The sequence below is a fragment of the Homoserinimonas sp. A520 genome, assembly GCF_054489245.1.
In genome coordinates this window covers 49,109-67,802 of the sequence record NZ_JBTMWX010000004.1, presented here as the reverse complement: position 1 = coordinate 67,802, position 18,694 = coordinate 49,109, and the positions used below count along the sequence as shown (strand labels likewise).

The 18,694-nt window shown below is 66.1% G+C and carries 17 protein-coding genes; 11 read left to right on the top strand and 6 right to left on the bottom strand.

The annotated features are described in order from the left end of the window. The first annotated feature begins 136 nt into the window (after window positions 1–136). From ACX3PH_RS11355 to ACX3PH_RS11320, 8 genes are all read left to right on the top strand, one after another. Window positions 137–859 carry a FadR/GntR family transcriptional regulator gene (locus ACX3PH_RS11355; RefSeq protein WP_459092553.1) on the top strand — a complete coding sequence of 241 codons (723 nt, stop codon included), beginning with the start codon at window positions 137–139 and terminating at the stop codon, window positions 857–859. After that, window positions 856–1,560, top strand: a complete 705-nt coding sequence (locus tag ACX3PH_RS11350) for an alpha/beta fold hydrolase (protein ID WP_459092551.1) — start codon at window positions 856–858, stop codon at window positions 1,558–1,560. Before ACX3PH_RS11355 ends, ACX3PH_RS11350 begins: the two co-directional genes overlap by 4 nt. 58 nt (window positions 1,561–1,618) lie before the next feature. Next, complete coding sequence (locus tag ACX3PH_RS11345) at window positions 1,619–2,431, top strand: alpha/beta fold hydrolase (RefSeq protein ID WP_459092549.1); 813 nt, start codon at window positions 1,619–1,621, stop codon at window positions 2,429–2,431. Window positions 2,432–2,433: 2 nt separating this feature from the next. After that, window positions 2,434–3,678: a cytochrome P450 gene (locus tag ACX3PH_RS11340; protein ID WP_459092547.1), complete on the top strand. Its 1,245-nt coding sequence runs from the start codon at window positions 2,434–2,436 to the stop codon at window positions 3,676–3,678. A 43-nt stretch (window positions 3,679–3,721) separates the two neighbouring features. After that, entirely contained in the window at window positions 3,722–3,919 is a 198-nt protein-coding gene (locus ACX3PH_RS11335) for a ferredoxin (RefSeq protein ID WP_459092545.1), read from the top strand. Next, window positions 3,919–5,184 (top strand): NAD(P)/FAD-dependent oxidoreductase, encoded by a 1,266-nt coding sequence (locus ACX3PH_RS11330; protein ID WP_459092543.1) that lies wholly within the window; start codon window positions 3,919–3,921, stop codon window positions 5,182–5,184. Before ACX3PH_RS11335 ends, ACX3PH_RS11330 begins: the two co-directional genes overlap by 1 nt. Continuing rightward, window positions 5,181–6,383: an MFS transporter gene (locus ACX3PH_RS11325; protein WP_459092541.1), complete on the top strand. Its 1,203-nt coding sequence runs from the start codon at window positions 5,181–5,183 to the stop codon at window positions 6,381–6,383. The genes ACX3PH_RS11330 and ACX3PH_RS11325 overlap by 4 nt, the downstream gene beginning before the upstream one ends. A 174-nt stretch (window positions 6,384–6,557) precedes the next feature. Next, window positions 6,558–7,529: an LLM class F420-dependent oxidoreductase gene (locus tag ACX3PH_RS11320; protein WP_459092539.1), complete on the top strand. Its 972-nt coding sequence runs from the start codon at window positions 6,558–6,560 to the stop codon at window positions 7,527–7,529. Here the strand turns inward: ACX3PH_RS11320 and ACX3PH_RS11315 are convergent. Continuing rightward, window positions 7,526–7,873 (bottom strand): MmcQ/YjbR family DNA-binding protein, encoded by a 348-nt coding sequence (locus tag ACX3PH_RS11315; RefSeq protein ID WP_459092537.1) that lies wholly within the window; start codon window positions 7,871–7,873, stop codon window positions 7,526–7,528. The genes ACX3PH_RS11320 and ACX3PH_RS11315 overlap by 4 nt on opposite strands. Window positions 7,874–7,911: 38 nt before the next feature. Beyond that, window positions 7,912–10,014, bottom strand: a complete 2,103-nt coding sequence (locus tag ACX3PH_RS11310) for a DUF7927 domain-containing protein (RefSeq protein WP_459092535.1) — start codon at window positions 10,012–10,014, stop codon at window positions 7,912–7,914. Between the two features lie 362 nt (window positions 10,015–10,376). Between ACX3PH_RS11310 and ACX3PH_RS11305 the strand changes: the two genes are divergently transcribed. Next, a complete protein-coding gene (locus tag ACX3PH_RS11305; RefSeq protein WP_459092533.1) occupies window positions 10,377–11,870 on the top strand; it encodes an HNH endonuclease signature motif containing protein in 1,494 nt (497 codons plus the stop codon). Between the two features lie 395 nt (window positions 11,871–12,265). Here ACX3PH_RS11305 and ACX3PH_RS11300 read toward each other — a convergent pair whose 3' ends face one another. Both ACX3PH_RS11300 and ACX3PH_RS11295 read right to left on the bottom strand, forming a co-directional pair. Next, window positions 12,266–13,699, bottom strand: a complete 1,434-nt coding sequence (locus ACX3PH_RS11300) for a lipase maturation factor family protein (protein ID WP_459092531.1) — start codon at window positions 13,697–13,699, stop codon at window positions 12,266–12,268. Between the two features lie 9 nt (window positions 13,700–13,708). Next, window positions 13,709–15,160 (bottom strand): phytoene desaturase family protein, encoded by a 1,452-nt coding sequence (locus tag ACX3PH_RS11295; RefSeq protein ID WP_459092529.1) that lies wholly within the window; start codon window positions 15,158–15,160, stop codon window positions 13,709–13,711. Between the two features lie 126 nt (window positions 15,161–15,286). On the opposite strand from ACX3PH_RS11295, the gene ACX3PH_RS11290 reads away from it, so the two are divergent. Next, window positions 15,287–15,877: an NADPH-dependent FMN reductase gene (locus ACX3PH_RS11290; protein WP_459092527.1), complete on the top strand. Its 591-nt coding sequence runs from the start codon at window positions 15,287–15,289 to the stop codon at window positions 15,875–15,877. 113 nt (window positions 15,878–15,990) lie between these two features. On the opposite strand, the gene ACX3PH_RS11285 is transcribed toward ACX3PH_RS11290, so the two are convergent. After that, window positions 15,991–16,743, bottom strand: a complete 753-nt coding sequence (locus tag ACX3PH_RS11285) for a DarT ssDNA thymidine ADP-ribosyltransferase family protein (protein WP_459092525.1) — start codon at window positions 16,741–16,743, stop codon at window positions 15,991–15,993. Window positions 16,744–16,824: 81 nt separating this feature from the next. Here ACX3PH_RS11285 and ACX3PH_RS11280 point away from each other — a divergent pair, with 81 nt between their 5' ends. Continuing rightward, entirely contained in the window at window positions 16,825–17,115 is a 291-nt protein-coding gene (locus ACX3PH_RS11280; protein ID WP_459092523.1) for an acylphosphatase, read from the top strand. A 14-nt stretch (window positions 17,116–17,129) separates the two neighbouring features. Here the strand turns inward: ACX3PH_RS11280 and ACX3PH_RS11275 are convergent, their stop codons facing one another. Next, the gene (locus ACX3PH_RS11275) at window positions 17,130–18,689 is read right to left on the bottom strand and encodes a bifunctional phosphatase PAP2/diacylglycerol kinase family protein (protein ID WP_459092521.1); all 1,560 of its coding nucleotides are present in this window, start codon (window positions 18,687–18,689) and stop codon (window positions 17,130–17,132) included. Window positions 18,690–18,694: the final 5 nt, after the last annotated feature.

Genomic DNA, 18,694 nt, shown 5'->3' with positions numbered 1-18,694 from the left:
TTTTCCTAACCGCGACGATCCTTGACGACCATGGGCGGACACTCTAATGTGGTTCGAAAGAGGTTGAACCAATTTGCCAATTACGGGTAGAGTACACGGAATTGGTCCGCGAGGCTAGGCAAGGATGTGAGAGCACATGGAGAGCACGATCTCCGGGAAACGGTTCCTTTCTTCGAGCGTTCCGATGCACGAACAGGTGCGCGACTACCTGCTTGAGCAGATCCAGGGGGGCCACCTGAAGCCGGGCGATGCCCTGCCCCCGGAACGAAAACTCGCCGAAGAACTCGAGGTCTCCAGGCACACGCTGCGTCAAGCCCTCTCCGCGCTCGAGTCGTTCGGCCTCATCGAAATCCGGCACGGTTCCGGGATCTACCTCACCTCATCCGCTTCCGACGCCGCGGTGGTACGCGTCGCCGAGTCGGTGATCGACCGTGAAGGATCGATCCTCAACGTCGTCGAGGTCCGCCGCGGGCTCGAGCCATTCATCGCCCGCCGAGCTGCCGAACGACGCACCGGACTCGACGTCATCGCCCTGAGCGAACTGGTGTCGTTCATCAGCGACGAGGAAAGCGTCGCGAAGGGAATGGAGCGCTCCTCCTTCCACCGCGAGATCGCCAAGATCTCGAAGAACCCGGTCTTCGACGGCGTGATGCGCACCCTCATCACCGGTCGACGCCGCGCAGAAGCATTCATCAAAGTCATCCCGACCGCGCGCGAAGAGTGGGAGGCCCAGCACCAGCAGATCTTCGAGGCCATCAAGTCGGGCGACGGCGACGCAGCCGAGAAGGCCATGGCCGATCACATGGACTCGGTGATGCACGGAGTCATGCAGCTTCAGGAAAAGCAGGTCATCCCGTGACCACCACAGTCGTCTTCCTGCCCGGCGTGAACAACGTTGCGAGCCTGTGGCGCCCTGTCGTCGAGGCGATCGGCGCTGATATCGAGCCGATCCTTCAGGACCTGCCTGCCCTCGAGAGCGTTGAGGCGATCGCCGAACAACTGCACGAGCAGCTGCCGGAACGGTTCGTTCTCGTCGGACATTCCTTCGGCGGGATGGTCGCTCTCGCGATGCTGGAGGCCTATCCCGAGAGTGTTGAGGCCATTGCGCTGGTCGCCAGCCGGGCCGGCGCTGACACCGAAGAGCTGGCGGCAGCCAAGATCGAACGGGCAGCCTCTGCACGGGTCGACGGTCACGAAGAATTCGTGCTGGCGAACGGTGCTCGCGTCTTCCACCCCGACTACCGCGACAACCCCGAGATCATGGCACAGCGCGCTCATGATGTGCGGGCATACGGCACGGACCGCTACGTCGCTCACAACATCGCGATGGCACACCGCCCCGACCGCACCGAGGTGCTGGCGGCCAGCGGGATCCCAAAACTCGTGGTGGTACCCGGCGACGACCTGGTCATCACGAGCGCCAACCAAACCGAACTCGCCAGCAAGGCGGGCGCTGAACTCGTGGTCATTGAAAGCACGGGACACATGCTGCCGGCGGAGAAGCCGACCGGCCTCGGCCAGGCACTGGATCGCTGGTTGCGGTCCATCCGGAACGACTGACACAACACACAACAGACGGCAGCTCCGCAGGGTGCGGGTGCGAACGAAAGAGGTTCAGATGAATGACCAGCTTTACGAATATCACGTCGTAGGAGACGGTGACACAACGATCTTCATGATGCACGGCGCCTACGGCGACGGCCGCTACTTCTCGAATACCGAGAAGGTACTCGCGGGTGCCGGTTACCGGGTGGTCGTGTGGAATGCGCCGGGCTACGGCAACACCGCGACCCGCGACGACTACTCGATCGACCTCGCCGGCGACGCAGCCGTCGAGCTCATCAAGGCCGAGGGCACCGGCACGAACATCCTGCTGGGCCACTCGATGGGTGCCCTGATCGTTCCCAACGCGGCAATGAAGCTCGGCGGCAAGGCAGGTGGCGTCGTGGACGGCATCGTGCTCTCCGGCGCATCCGTCGGATTCCAGAACCGCACGCCGGAAGACCAGAAGCGGTTCCTCGCCGAACGCCTCGACCCGATCGTGGGCCAGGGACAGACCGTTCAGCAGTACGCGCCCGGCCTGCTCAAGTCGATGATGCACGCGGAGGCCAGCGGCCCCCTCGTCGACCACGTCTACACGGTGGTCACCGACATGAAGACCCAGACCTTCGTGAACTCGCTGCGCGCCCTCACCGAGTACAACGCCACCCCGGCGCTGCAGGCCATGGACGTGCCGACCCTTCTGCTGGCCGGAGAGTTCGACACCGCATGCCCGCCGGCCGGAATGCGCAAGATCGCCGACATGACACCAGACGGCGAGTTCCACCTGATCCACGACGCGGGCCACTACGCCTTCGCAGAAAAGCCCGACGTCTTCCACATGCTGCTGCTGAACTTCCTGGCGCGGCGATTCGGTTCCGAGGAGCAGTAACCATGAAGCAGGTAGAAGAGACCGTAATGGATGTTTCGGCAGAAGCGCTGCCCGAGACCCTGTCCGGCATTCCCATGGCACGCCAGTGCCCGTTCAGCCCGCCCGCCGAGTACGCAGAACTCCGCCGCTCGGACGGTTGGCACAAGGTCACAGTCATGGACGGAAAGGTGGTCTGGCTGATCCCCGGCTACCACGACGGCCGCGCCATCCTGGGTGACCCCCGGTTCACCTCGAACCGCGCTCTGGAAGGCTTCCCCTTCATCAACCAGTCCCAGAAGGAACTCATCAAGACCTCCGCTTCGATGGTGACGGTGGATGAGCCGGAGCACAGCGTCATCCGCCGGCGCGCCACCTACGCCTTCACGGCACGGCAGGTGGAGGCCAAGCGCGAGGATGTCGTCGAGCTGGTGCACAAGCTCATCGACGACATGCTTGCCAAGGGGGGCCCTCTCGACCTGGTCACCGAGTTCGCACTGGTGATCCCATCAACGATCATCTCGGGCATCCTGGGCGTCCCGGCGGAGGACCACACCCACTTCCACGCCCTCACCAACAACCTCTTCACGCTCACGAACGGACCGGAAGAAGTGTCGGCCGCTCGGGTGGGGCTTGAGGGGTACATCCGCGACCTGATCCTGCAGAAGGTGGAGAACCCACAGGATGACCTGATCAGCCGGTACGTGACCGAGTACCTCAACACCGGCGAGCTTCGGATCGACGAGGTGGTCACTCAGATCCGCGCCCTGCTGATCGCCGGTCACGAGACCACCGCCAGCATGATCGCCCTCGGGTCCGCCTTCCTGATCGAGCACCCGGAGTACCGCGAGCAGATCGTGAACGGCGACGACAAGCTCGTCGCCGGTGCGGTGGAAGAGATGCTGCGCTACCTCACGATCATGCACCGCGGGCTGATCCGCATGGCGCTCGAAGACGTCGAGATCGACGGCAAGCTCATCAAGAAGGGTGAGGGTGCGCTGGTCGCGCTCAACTCCGCCAACCGTGATGAAGAGGTCTTCGAGTCTCCAGACGCCCTCGACTTCGAGAACCCCAGTCGCAACCACGTCGCGTTCGGGTTCGGCATCCACCAGTGCCTCGGCCAGGGCCTCGCCCGCATGGAGCTGCAGGTCGCATACAAGACCCTGTTCACCCGCATCCCGTCCCTGCGCATCGCGGTGCCGGTGACGGATGTCCCGTTCAAGACCGATGTCACCGTCTACGGCGTTCACTCGCTGCCGGTGACCTGGTAGCCGTCCGCCTGGACGCTGCCACAGCAAACAAGGAGTAGACAAAATGAAGGTCATCCTCGATCAGGTGAAGTGCGTCAGCGGCGGCCAGTGCGTCTTCGCGGCGCCCGAGGTGTTCGATCAGCGCGAAGAAGACGGTGTCGCCTTCCTGCTGATGGAGGACATCCCCGAGCACCTGCAGGCCGGCGTCCGCGAAGCAGCGGATGTCTGCCCCGCCCTGGCGATCACATTCACCGAGGACTAATGAATACCGCAGCGGGCGCCACAGCGCCCGAGTCAGTGGTCATCATCGGCGCCGGCCACGCCGGGTTCCAGGCCGCGAAGTCACTTCGCGACCAGGGATACGGCGGGCCGGTGACAGTGGTGGACGGCAACGCCGGCGCGCCATACCAGCGCCCACCGTTGTCGAAGGCGTACCTCACGGGCAAGTCACCGCGCGAAGAGTTGCTCTTCGCGGCGGCGGACTACTACTCCACGGCTGCGATCGACGTGCGCGACGGCGTTCACGCCATTGCGATCGATCGGACGAACCAGTCGGTGCGACTCAGCGATGGGAGCGACCTCTCCTATGGTCACCTCATCCTCGCCACTGGTGCGGAGCCTCGGGAGTTGGCGATCCCCGGGCACGACGCTGCGGGCATCCACTCGCTGCGCACTCTGGAAGACGCGGACGGGATCAGCGAACAGCTGCAGAACGCCACGAATGTCGTGGTCATCGGTGCCGGGTTCATCGGCCTCGAGTTCGTCTCCGTAGCGCTGGCCCGGGGCCACTCCCCGATCGTCATTGAGGCTGCTCCTCGAGTGCTCGGCCGCGCGGTCTCCCCCGTGATCAGCGAGTTCTTCTTCAACCACTACCGCGAGCAGGGTGCCACAATCCTGCTCAACACCGGGGTCGCGGAATTCGAGACGGTCGACGGTCGCGTGAGCGCGGTGATCGACGCCCATGGTGTGCGGCACCCCGCCGACCTGGTCGTGGTCGGGATCGGCGTGCTGCCCCATGCGCAGTTGGCGGAAGCCGCAGGCCTCGAGGTTGACAACGGCGTGCGGGTAGACGAATACCTCACCACGTCAGATCCGAACATCTCGGCAATCGGAGACTGCTGCAGCTACCCATCGGCGACAGCCCTGCGAAGGGTGCGACTCGAGTCGGTGCAGAACGCCACCGACCATGCCCGGTGCGTCGCGGCGAAGATCGTCGGCGCCCCGCGCGCGTACGCGGAAGTGCCATGGTTCTGGAGCGACCAGGGTGCGAAGAAACTGCAGATCGCGGGGCTCGCATTCGACGGCGACCAGGCCGTGGTGCGGGGGGACGTGTCCTCCGGAAAGTTCTCGGTGTTCGTGTACCGCGAAGGTGAGCTCATCGCCGTCGACTCCGTCGACAAGCCGATGGACCACATGAACGCTCGGCGAATCATGGCAGCCGGACTCGAGCTGCCGGCCGAGGCCGCAGCCGACGCCGAGTTCGACCTCAAGTCGTTCGCGCGCGGTACCTCACCGCAGCCAGCGTGACCGGGCGGGGCGCACGCAGCCACGGTAACCCCACGGCGATGCTCGCCATGCTCACCTGCGCCATGGGCATCGGGCCGTTGATCAACCTGGCTCTCAGTTCGATCAGCGCCGTCGTCATTGACGACCTCGGAATCACCGCCGGGCAGTACGGCTGGATCTCCACCGTCTGTTTCACTGTGGCTGCAATCGGATCCATCTATGCCGGTCGACTGAGCGACCGCATCTCAGACCGCGCCCAGGTGGTGATCATTTTCGGGGGGTCGGCACTGGCGTTCGGCCTGGCGGCGATGACGTCGAGCTTCTTCTGGCTGCTCGGTGCCATCATCGTGTCCGGGCTGAGTCAGGCTATGGCGAACCCGACGACGAATCGGCTGACCGGCCTGCACGCACCCGCGGGCAAGCAGGCCGGCTGGATCGGGCTCAAACAGTCAGGACAGCAGGCTGCCCAATTCACGGCCGGAGCCCTGTTCCCGTCCCTCTCCCTGGCCTTCGGCTGGAGGGGTGCCGCCGGACTCTGCGGACTCCTTGCAGCCCTTCTCCTGATCTGGGCGCTCATCCAGGTGGGGCCTCGCCAGGTTGCCTTCCACACCGCAGCAATCGCTCTGCGCGACAGCGCCGACACGCAACCCCTGTCTCCGCGCGTGTTGTTCTTCGCTGCGCAAGCGTGCATCGCCAGCATCGGGCTGACGGCAACGAACGTCTACCTGCCGCTATTCGGGGTGCGGGAGCTGGACTTTCCCGTCGTTCTGGGAGGAGTGGTCGTCTCAGTCGTCGGCATCGTCGGAGTGGTCTCCCGCATCCTCTGGGCCCGCAGCATGAGCGCCGGCCGCGGCACCAACAATCTGCTGGTGATCCTCGCTGCAGGAGCCATCGTCGGCTCGCTCTCGCTCGTGACGGCCGGCGTCACCGGTCTGCCCGCATTCCTCTGGACCGGAGCTGTCCTTCACGGTGCCATGGCTCTCGGCATCAACGTCGTCGTGATGGCAGGCGTCATGCGAGCGGTGCCAACAGCATCCGTCGGGCGCGCCACCGGAACGGTCTCCTTGGGACTCTTCGCAGGCATCGCGCTCGGACCCCTGGTGATGGGGTCCGTGCTGGATGCCACGCAGAACTTCACCATCGGCTGGATCGTTGTCGCCGGGTTCAACGTGCTTGGACTCCTCTTGGCTGGTGGGCTGCGGATGCGGTTGGGCGCCTGATCGGAGCGCCTCGGTTGGGCGCGTCTCGGTGGCACCTCTGCTGGGAAACCTCCCCTAGGGGCCTCCCCCTGCTGCCCCCACAGAAGTTTTTCGGCGCTCCTCACCCTGACTTCGCAATTCGTAGTAAGGTGGCTTTCGAAGGCGAAGTGATCGCCGCGACGGAGCGGAGAAATTTTGGCAAGCATCAGCGTCACGCTAGGTCTGTGGCAGGATCGACCAGCTGAGGAAGCGTTCGAGACTGCGGCGGCCGCTGACCGACTCGGATTCCCCGAACTGTGGATCGGCGAGATGGCGACCTTCGACGCCTTCGCACTGGGAACCGCGATCGGATTGCAGAACCCCAACATCAACATCGCCCTCGGCCCGTTCGCTGTCGCCGTGCGCACACCAACGACGATCGCGATGGGTGCCGCAACGGCATCCGCCGCCATGGGCCGCCCGGTGAATATCGCCCTCGGCACCTCGAGCAATGTCGTCGTCAACGACTGGCACGGGCAGCCGCGCGAGCGGCCGGCCCAGCGACTCGAGGAGAGCACCCAGGTCGTGTCGCGGCTGCTGAAGGGCGAGAAGGTCGACTTCGAAGGCGAGACCCTGCGGTCGAAGGGCTACCACCTTCGCCTGCCGGCACCCGGTTCGAGTGTTGCCGTCGCCGCGTTCGGCGACCGGGCGATCAGGATCGCGGCGACCTACGGCGACCGCGTGCTCCTCAACATGGTGACGGTCGAGTCGGCCCGTCGCCTCTGCCAGAAGGTGGCGGATGCCGCAGCGGCAGCCGGGCGGCCGAAGCCGCCGATCGCGATGTGGCTGGCCACGAGCGTGGACCCGACTTCGGCGGCGATCGCCCAAATGACGCGGAGCAAGCTCGGCTACCTGGCGGCTCCCGGGTACAGCGACATGTTCATCGAAGCGGGCTTCGGCGAACTGGTCGCGCTCGCCAAGACGCGTCCGCATCCGAAGGCCCTCCGCGAGGCGATGCCGGATGAAGAGATCGCCGCCGCGACCTGCATCATCGGCTCGATCTCCGACATCGAGGCCAAAATGGGCGAATACTTCGACGCCGGTGTGGACGAGATCTGCATCGTGCCGACCACGGCAGATGACCCTGGTGGTGTGCGCACGCTTACCGCGGTATCCGGTCTGCTCTAGAGGACTCGGGGGCCTTGGGTCTTCGGGCGGACGAGGGCGTGACTGCCGCGGATCAGCTCCTCGACCAGGGCATCCGGAATCCCACCGTCCAGCACAACGGTGACCCAGTGCTTCTTGTTCAGGTGGTAGCCGGGAGTGATCTGCGGGTACTCGGCTTGCAGCGCAAGGCTCTCCTCCGGGTCGACCTTCAGCGAGACGGCCAGCGGCTGAGCGCCGAGGGAGCTCAGCGCGAAGATCTTGCCGTTGCCGGTCGTCTTGAAGACGGAGGTCTCCTCGCCGAACGGGAACGACTCCTCCGCCTGCGGAAGCGACAGGCAGAACTCGAGAAGGTCATCCGGGGTCATGCGAGGACTTTACTCGCGATTGCACGAAGTGCGACTCGTCACGTGCGTCTGGCGTAGCGTCGCGTTCCCCAGAGTGCACCTGCGCCGACGATCATCGCCAGCAGGGCGCCAAGCGGCAGCCACGCGTTGATCGACCCGCCAGTGATGGGCAGCGCGGCCGGCACCACCCCGATTCGATGAGTCGTGCACTCAACGGCAGCCGTGCAGGTCGCCGGAACCGCCGCACCCGTGTCGAGTAGGAAGTTGGCGAGCACGTCATCGCCGCGCTCCCCGTCCGGGTTCACCGTCACGGTGTAGGCCACGATCTCGGTCTCTCCAGGGTCGAGCGAACCGCTGATTCCGACTTGTGCCGAGGTGATGGCGAGCGCCAACAGGCCGTTCTGCACCGTTGCATCCGTCGTCACATCGGCGTCATCGATGACACGATCCCGGTGGTCGGTCATGTCAACCGCGACCGGGCCAGTGCCCGTGTTGGTGAAGCTCAGTGTGTAGTCAATCTCGTCACCGGGCTGAACCGCAGTGCCGCTCGCCGGGTTCGAGGTCTTGGAAACGACGAGGTTGGGCACGAAGTTCAGGGTGCACATCGTGGAGGCCGGAAGACAATCCGTGGGGTCGGTCGGTGGGGTCACCCCGGTGGCCGTCAGGAAGTTGCCCAGCAGATGGTCGCCCTGATCAGCGAACGGGCTGACCGTGGCCGTGTAGGTCACCGTGTGCGGCAAGCTGTCAGGTGGCACCGACCCGGTGACGGTGAACGCATCCGAAACGATCGCGCCGACTGTGAGCGCCGTCGAGTTGGACGTCAGCAATGCCACGACCGCGTCGTCGGTCAGGGTTGCCAGGTGGTCGGTGTAGCTGATGCCCGCCCCACCGGTTCCCGTGTTCACGAAGGTGAGGGTGTAGGTCAGCACGTCGCCAGGCTCGACATTGGTACCGGATGCCGGGGAGACAGACTTCGAAACGGTAAGCGCCGGGGTTCCAGGAACGATGACCGAGTGGTCGTCTTCGTTGTTGGTCGGGTCCGGGTCGATCTCGTTGGCAAGCACGGAGGCCGTATTCACGATCGTGCCTGCGACGAAGGTCGGGTCGACCTGAGCCTGAACAGTGAAGGAACGCGACTCGCCATTCAGCAGCACTCCGCCGACACAGGTAACCGTATTGGTCGCGACCGTGCAGTTCGCATCCGGGGAAGAGGCGTTGGTCAGGGATGCCGGCAGCGCGTCCGTCACGACGAATCCGCTGGAATCGCCGGGACCGTTGTTTGTGACCTCGAGTTCGTAGGTGACTGTGCCGCCGGGCATGCTCGTTGTCGTGCCGGTCTTGACGATCTCGAGGTCAGTCGGACCGCCAGGGATCGCGGCACCGTCATTGTTGCTGCTCGCCGGACCCGCGCTCATCGACACGAGGGTGACGTCGGGGACAGCAGCCGCGGGGTTGGAAACCTCGAGCTGAACCACCGTGCCGGAAGCGTTGTGGGAGAAACCGAGGTTGCCGTTGCCGTAAGTCCAGGCTGCTCCGAATGCGACCAAGCCGCCGATCTCCGGTACCGGGAAGCGATCGACAACGCCCGACACCGGGTCGATTCGCACGAGAGCACTTTCTCCGCCGATATCGGAGTTGTAGAGGCCCCACAGGTAGCCGCCCGAAGCAGCGAAGTCTGAGACACCGACACCCGAACTCAAGGTGATGGTGTCTGCCAGCGTCCCATCGGCGAGGTTGATGACCCACATCGGTCCGGAGTTGTTACGTGCCGCGTAGAGCTGCGTTCCAATGACCGCACCAGCTTGCACGACCCCCGGCGTTATGCCGGGGATGTTCCCTACGAGCGTGACCTGGTTGTCCTGGCCGATCCGTATGAGCGATGCAGCCGGAATATAGTCGGCGTCGCCCACGGTTCCTCGGGCGTTGGAGGAAATCGCATAGAGGTAACCGGATACCTCGTCGTAACCGAGGGCGTTGTAGTTAAGGCGGTCGTGAGCGTACGTGACGCTGGACTCCAACACGCCCTCGTCGTTGGTGGTCAGCTGGTGGAGCGACGTGTTTGAGCCACCTTGCGCCAGGTAGACCGCCGGAAAATTCGGCCAAGGGTCTCCTGGTGCGGCACTCGCGGGTGCAGCAGAGAGCGTCAGCGAGGCGGCGACCATGCCTCCGACGGCCAGAGCAGAAACAACAGAACGCGCCAGAGCTCTCACAGAGTGTCCCCCATATTGAAGCGAGGAAACGAGTTGCTCCCGCCAAAATAAGACCATAACAGGTTCGTGGTTTTTTCTCATGTACCCCGGATAGTGGGGCCTTCGGGGGACCTGCTATTCATCGTCGCGAGCAAGTGGAGCCTTCGGAGGACCTCCTATTCATCGTCGCGGAGCATCGGCCGATAGGCCCTCCGTGCGAAGTCGGCGTCGCCCGCGCATCCTGTTCTTCTCCTCCCCAGTTCATTGCCGGACGAGTTGTGCACAGATTCGTGATTTTTATTCAGATATAGTGACGAGGGTGGGACAATTGATGCATGTCCAGTTCCGTTACTGTCTTCGAGGATGAGGTCGATCAGCTGATCGAATCCTTCGTCTCCTCGTTGGAGACGGTACTGCCGGCCGGTGCGTTGCGGCCGGTGTCGGATGACACGTTACTGGTCACCACCGGCCACCTGGAACGGCTCGGTCGGGTGGTGGATGCGCGGCGGGTGGAGGCGGCCGGGGAACTCCAGCACCGGTCCCGCCCCACGCTGGGGTCGGCGTCGTTGGCGGTGCGCAAGGGCTGCCGGGACGCGGTCGAGCTGCTGCGCCGGGTCACTCTGGGATCGACCGCCACCGTGCGCCGCCGGGTGAAGCTCGGTGCCGGGACGCGGGTGCAGGAAGCGTTGTCCGGTGACCTGTTCCCGCCCCGGTTTCCGCACCTCGCCGCCGCCCTCGAGAAGGGTGCTATCGGGGTGGATGCGGCCGGTGCGATCATCACCGAACTGTCGCCCACGCTGGTGCGCGCTGACGTCGCCGACGTGCAGCGGGCGGAGGCGGAATTGGTGGCCGCGGCGACCGGCACCAGCCCGGACTCCCCGATCGCGTGCACGGCGGAGGAGATCCGCGGGCAAGCCACCGTATGGCGGGTGTTCCTGGACCAGGACGGCACCACCCCGACCGAAGAGAAAGCGATGGGCCGGCGGATGTTCTCCCCCGGCTCCTTCAACAGCGGCGACGGGTTGGTGCATGGGCGGTATGTGTTCCTGCCGGAGGTGCACGCCAGGCTCGAGAAAGTGTTCGACGCCTGCCTGACCCCGAAAACCGGACCCGCCTTCCTCCCCGAAAGCGACGAACAAGCCGGACCGACCGATACCCGCACCGCGGACCAGCAACGCCACGACGTCATGGCGGCGATGATCGACGGGTTCGCCCGCTCCGGCCAAGCGCCCACCATCGGCGGCGCCTCACCCACCGTCCTGGTCTCCGTCACCGCCGACACCCTGGGCTCCGGTCACGGCGCCGGGTACGTCTCCCTCGGCGGGCCCGGCGGGGAAACCGTCCCCCTCTCCCTGCGCGCGGTCCACCAAATGATCTGCACCGGCGGCACCCAACAGGTCACCCTCGACCCCAACGGGGCCATCATCAACCTCGGTACCGAACTGCGCTGCTTCACCGCCCACCAACGCCGCGCGATCACCCTCCGCGACGGCGGCTGCATCATCCCCGGCTGCACCATCCCACCGGCTTGGACCGAAATCCACCACGTCACCCCCGACGCCGAAGGCGGACCCACCCATACCGACAATGGTGTGCTGTTGTGCTGGTTCCACCACCGCACCATCACCACCTCCGGCTGGGACATCAAGATGATCAACAACATCCCGCATGTGAAAGCGCCCACCTGGCTCCGAGGCGACGGGCTATGGCACCCCGCCACCAAATCACCCACCCAACACAGCCAACGACTACGGCACAAACCCCGAAGACAGGAAAGACCCCCGAAGCCCGTTGCCCGACCCCCGGAAACTAGCCAGACGAGCGAGTGAAGAGCGCGATCATCGCTGAGTAGGCCGCCAGCGAAGTCTGCATCGCCCGCCGATTCGGGGACCACATTGTCCATCCTGATCTGCAACGCATCCGGACCGGAGACGTCCACGATGATCCGCCACCACCAGCCGGCCTCGTACTCGTAGCCCACATCGATGACCCCGCCATCCGCAGTGCCCTGCAGCAACCGGGGCGACGGATGCTGGTGCCACGAGTCACCCCAGAAAGCGGTCACAGTCCCGGCCTCCTCCCCCGGTCCAACAACCAGCAGTCCGCTCTGCACACCGTCGACCGGGTGAGCCCAGTTGTAGGTGATGGTGGCCAGGTTGCCGCCGGCGGCCCGAAGCACCGTTGCCCCGGCGGGTAAAGTCTCCATGACCAGAGGGCAAGCGCGTCAGCCGTCGGGCGGCAGGGACACCGGCGGAATCGCGACGCGCATCCGCTCCCGCATCCACCACAGTCCCGATTCGCGACGCTCAGCACGGGTCGAGAAGCGGTAGAAGAAGAGACTCGCGCGCACCCAACGGGGAGGTTCCCCGTCGAACGGGTCCACTCGCAGAAGTCGAAGCGTCCGGGCATCCGCCACCAACAGCTTGCCGAGGAATGCGTAGAACCACTCCTCGTGCACCGACCCCAGCGGCAGGAACCACATCAGCCAGTCCAGCCGCAGGTGGTACGGCGCGAATTGCCGCGGTATGCGGGAAGGATCCCCCGGCTTGCCCTTGAACTCGTACTCCTGCCAATCCGCAGAATCGGACGGCGACGCATCCAGCGTCCCCTCCACGATCACCTCGTACCGCTGCTTCGTGACGCTCCCGAACGCGCCGTACGCGTTCACCAGCTGCCACCGGTTGAACGACGCATTCATCAGCTGGTGCCTCGAGAACAGGTTGCGCACCGGCTGCACGCTGAGCCCGACCAGCAGCAGTGACACGGCGATCGCCGGCACCATCCACCACACCGGGTTGTCGCCAGCACCCCAATCGAGCGGGATGAACGGCAGCGCCCAATGCGCGACCGGGTCGCTGATGCGGCTGAACGCCAGCACGATGGTGATCCAGTTCAGCCAGGCGAAGTTGCCCGTCGTCACCAGCCACAACTGGGTCAGGATGATCACAGCGGCGGCAGCGGATGCCACCGGTTGCGGGGCGAACAGCAGGAACGGCACCACCAGTTGCGCGAAATGGTTGCCCAGCACCTCGAACTTGTGCACCGGCTTCGGCAGCAGATGAGCAAACCGGCTCACCGGGTTCGGCATCGGCTGCGTCTCATGGTGGTAGAACAAGGCGGTCAGGTCGCGCCACGACCGGTCGCCCCTGATCTTGATCATCCCGGCCCCGAACTCCAGCCGGAACACCAGCCATGCCGTCAGGATCAGGATCGTGATCGGCGGCGCCACGGCATCCGACCCCAGGAAAGCCACCGTGAACCCGGCCTCCAGCAGCAGCATCTCCCAGCCGAAACCGTAGAAGGTCTGCCCGATGTTCACGATCGACATGTAGAGCAGCCACATCGCCAGGAACACCAGCATCGGCACCCACGGCGGCCCCAGCTGCGGCAGCCCGAGAATGACGGATGCCGCCAGCACCATCCCGACGAAACACACCGTGAGCAGCAGGCCGTCGCTGTACCTCCAGCGGAACAGGGTCGGCCCGCGCAGGAACTTCGCGTGCCGCAAGAGCTCGGGCGCGGGCAGCAGGCCGTGCTCCCCCAGCAGCGCGCGGAACTGGGCGGCCGTCGACGCGAACGCGACCAGGAACATCAGGGCGACGCCGCGTTGCAGCACCACCCTGGCGAACTCGTAGTCGTGCGCGTTGAACCAGTCCACGCTGCGAAGTTACGCCCGTCGGTCGCCGCGCGCTCCCAGCGAGATCGGAGTTGTAATACCGAACTTCTCCCGCAGCGCGAGCGTCGCCGCGTACCACCCGTTCATGCCGTGCACCGCCGGCCCGGGAACCGTCGCCGACGAACACAAGTAGACGCCGTCGAGCGGTGTTCGCCACGGATTCGGCGACACCACCGGACGCTTGATCAGCTGCCGCAGGTTCAACTCGCCACTGTAGATATCGCCGCCGACGTAGTTCGGGTTGTAGTCGGCCAGCTCCGCCGCCGAACTGGAAGCGGTCGCCAGGATGAGGTCTCGGAAACCGGGCGCGAACCGCTCGACCTGCGACGTGACCAACTCAGTCGCATCCGCCTCTGACCCCTTCGGCACATGGATGTACGCCCACAACACGTGCTGGCCGGCCGGTGCCCGCGACGGGTCCAGCACGGTCGGCTGCGTCGCCAGGATGTACGGATGCGACGGCACGCGACCGCGGGACACCGCATTCTCGCCAGCCGCGATCTCGGCCCGGGTGCCGCCCAGATGCACCGTCGGGGCGAGCCGCACGTCCGGGTTCGTCCACGGCACCGGTCCGGACAGCGCGAAATCGACCTTCGCCACACCGGATCCGTAGCGGAACCGCTTCAGCGCCCGGCGGTATCCGGCCGGGACGTCGGCGTCCAGCAGCAGCTTCGTCGACGTGTCCAGCAGTGTCACCCGAGACGGCTCCAGCTCGGCGAGCGACTCCACCATCACGCCGGTCTCCACGCTGCCACCGTGCTCCAGCAGGTCAGCGACCATCACATCCGCGATCGCCTGCGACCCGCCGGCCGGGAACCCCCACCCGCCACCGTGCGCGTGCATGGCCAGCAGCAGCCCGGCGCCGGCGGTCGCCAGCGACGGCTGACGCCCGGCCGCGTGGGCAGCAACACCGGTGAGCATGGCGGGGGCTGCCTCCTCGCGAAAACGGATGTTCCACAGCGACGAACCCTGCTCGAGAGTGCGCAACCCGTAGACGAGGGCGGCCAGCGGATGCGGCGGCACCCGAAGCAGCGTCGACCCCGTGAAATCGACGATCTCGGGCAGCCGCTTCAGCAGGGGCTCGAAGAGGCGCCACCAGGCCCGGCCGTCGCGGCCGAGGGAGTCAGCCGTGCGTTCGAGGTCACGCCAGGCCACGCCGGCCCGGCCATCATCGAGCGGATGCGCGTACGACACCTCGGGGACGATCCACTCGATCCGGTCGGTCAGGCCGAACTCCTGGAAGAATGGGGACGCCATGGCGGCAGGGTGCACAGCGGAGCAGACATCGTGCCGGAAACCCGGCAAGGTGAGTTCACTGGTGCGAACGCCGCCGCCCAGAGTCGGTGCCGCCTCGAGAACCCGCACCGAAAGGCCAGCCCGCGCCGCCGTCACCGCCGCCGCCAGTCCGTTCGGACCGCTCCCAACGACCGTGACGTCGACCATGGGTCCAGTCTGTCACCGACGAGGCCGCTGGACTCGGCGAAGCGCGCAGTCGCTGGGAGTTCCGGGAGAACCCCTGCACTCCCAGACACCCGGTCCTAGCGTGGAGGCACTACGAAAGGAACCACCATGGCCACCATCCAGCACCACGAACCCCCGTACACCGTCGGATATTTCGTCGGAAGCCTGGCAACGGCATCCATCAACCGGAAGCTGTCCCAGGCACTGATCAAACTCGCGCCGGATGAGCTCGAGTTCACCGAGATCCCGATCCGGGATCTCCCGCTCTACAGCTACGACTACGACACCGACTACCCGCTACAAGGCAGAGCCCTCAAGCAGGCGATCGAGTCTGCTGACGCCGTGCTGTTCGTGACCCCGGAGTACAACCGCGGCATCCCGGGTGCACTCAAGAACGCCATCGACTGGGCGAGCCGGCCGTGGGGCGAGAACTCGTTCGCCGGGAAGCCATCCGGTGTGATCGGCGGCTCCATCGGCGGCATCGGCACGGCGGTCGCCCAGCAGAGCCTGCGCAGCGCACTCAGCTTCTGCGACTCCCGCCAGATGACCGCGCCGGAGGCGTACATCCACATCACCGAGGGGCTGATCACGGATGAAGGCGACGTCACCAATGAAGGAACCGCCCAGTTCCTTCGCGGGTTCATGGAGTCATACCTGGAGCACATCACCCGGGTGCTGACGGTGGTGCCGCAGAGGTAGGCATTCCTCGGAGAGCCTCCTCGCGACGCGGTGTTTTCAGTGAAACGCCGCCGCATCCGCGAGCGCGTTTCACTGAAAACACCGCGCGGCTGGTGAGAGGTGAGTTCGGTGGGCTAGTCGCGGGTGAACCAGGGAGGGTAGACCGACACCTTCGTGGTGAACTCCGACGCCGCCAGGATGTCCCTAACCTCATTACGAGCCCGGTCATTGGCGACGCCGATCAGGGTCACCGCATCGAACGGCAGGCGCTCGCGCACCAGCAGTTCGGCGCGCCCCAGCAGGTCCTCGTCGCCACGCATCCGCCCCAGCTCGCGGGTCGCCTGCTCGGGCGTCGTCGCAAACCTGGTGTCGGCATCCGTCGCATCGCCGCTCGCCACCACGCTGTCATCGCGCCCGGCCTTGCCAATCGTGGTCACCAGCACCACATACTCGGCCGGCGTCGTTTCGCGCACGGCCGGAGCCAGCCGGGGGTCAGGCGCAGAGCTGCGGATGTCACGCCACAGCGCCGAATCGGGGCTCACGAAGAAGGGCACGAAACCGGCCACCGGCTCGCCGTCGACGTTCGCCGCACGGCGCTCCTCGCGGTTGTCGGCAGAGGAGATGTCTACAGTCGGCTGGGCTCCGTGCGAATCGGACAGCAGGCATCCGCTGTGCACGATCGCCTCGAGGTTGCGCAGGTGCGTGACGTGGTAGATGCGCTGGTCGACACTCTGGATGGTGGGTCCGGCAGCACCAGCAATTCGCGCCTTCGACTTGGCGCGGGGGCGCACCACCTTGGGGGCCGAAGCTTCGATCTTCGGAACGGGCTTCGGATTGCAGAGGTCGCACAGCGCCTCATCGAGACCGTGAATACATTCGACGACCAAAAACTTCCCCTCGTAACGCGGTGACCCGCCCCTTAAGAATACGTGGTTCGCCTGAACGTGGGGCGGTGCAGACTGGAATGCATGATTCGCAAGCGGGTAATCGTGCGCGGCCGGGTGCAGGGAGTCGGTTTCCGGTGGAGTGCGCAGGCCGAAGCCGAGCAGCTGGGCGTGGCCGGATATGCGCGCAACCTGCCCGACGGCACGGTGCAGGCGGAGCTCGAAGGGCCGGCGGACGCGGTGCAGCGGATGCTCGACTGGCTGCACCACGGACCTCCATACGCCCAGGTGGAGGCGGTCGACGTGACCGACATCGACGGTGCCGATCAGGACGGCGACGGGCGGCCGGGCAGCAACCGGTTCATGATCAGGTAGTCGGCACTGCACCCTCACAAACTCGAGCTGTACACCCGCAACCCGCCCGGGACGTTCCGGATGCGCCAGGCGTAGCCCCCGCCCCGCGCGACCAGCCACACTTCGCCGTCGTGGGCCAGGCCCGGAGTGCCATCCGGTCGTGGACTCACCGCCACCGACAACTCTCCCGCCGTGAAGCTCTCATTTGTCGGAGCGCCCCACAGCAGTCCCAGCCGCCGGAGGAACACTCCCCCACTCCGGCCGAACACCAGCGAGCCGACGGCACGCGCGCGGGTACCGGCGTGGAGAATGCGCACATCAAGCTGCCCATCATCCAGGCGAAGGCGACGCAGCGGGGTCACCGACCCCGCCTTGTTTCGGTTCACCCCGACGAACAACGACCAGACCATGGCCGGTCGCCCGTCGATGGCGAGGTCGACCGGGTCGGAACGCCACAGCACGCGCACCGCAGCCAGCAGACCGGCCACCCACTTGCCGAGCCTCTCCTCGCCGACCGTCCGCTGCTCGACGAAGTCCGGGTAGAGGCCCACGGATGCGGCGTTCAGCACGGTCACCGGAGGGTTGTCGTCAACCGTCAGCTCCGCGACATCCGCCAACACGCCGTGGCCGGCCTGCAGCGCGTCGATGGCGGCCGCCGCCGAGGCGATACCGGCCGTGCCCGCGAAATGGTTGAAGGTGCCGCCCGGAATGAGCAGCAAGGGGAGGTCGGCCGCGCGGGCGAGCTGCGCCACCGCCGCGACTGTTCCGTCTCCCCCGCACACCCCGAGCACGACCGGGCGAGCGGATTCCACGGCCTCCCGCACCACGGCCGCCAGGTCGTCGCCCTCCCGCAGCTGGTGCACCCGCGCAGCCGGCAACCGTTGCTCGACGAGCGGGAGGGGGTCAGCCGAAATCGTGCTGGTGCCCGACGACGGGTTCACCACGATGAACGCCCCGGCGCCGTCGGCCAGGGCCGGCAGCGGAACGGGAACGCCGCCCTCCCTGGCCGGTTGCGCGGGCGCCGGCCGCGGCTTGACGATGAGCGTGCAGAGCCAGGCGACGGATGCTCCGAGCGCGACGCCGCCGACCACATCCGACAACCAATGGGCTCCGGTGTGCAGGCGGGAGTAGGCGACTCCGGCGGCGACCGGCGTGATCGCCGCCCCGACGCGCGGAGACTCGAACGCCACCCCGGCGGCGAACCCGGCGGCGCTCGCCGAATGCCCCGACGGAAACGACCCGGAGGTCGGCGACTTCTTCAGCTGCCGCCCGATCGGAATGTTCTTGAGCAGTGGACGGTCGCCGCCGAAAATCTGCTTTCCGACCAGGTTCGCCAGCATGCTCGCACCGAGCAGCGACGCCGACCCGCGGATGGCTGCCCTCGGGCGACCGAACACCAGCAGCACCGCCGCGATGGTGAACCACAGCGCACCGCGGTTCGCCGACCTGGACAGGCGCGAGTACCCCCGGTCGACCAGCGGATGCGTGGTGCGGGAGTTGATGCGGCGACCCGCGGCCGCATCCATCCTGCGGACCCACCGCGGCAACACCTGCCGGCGGCGCAGCGCGACGAACGGATTGCGGCTCTTCGGCATCAGCC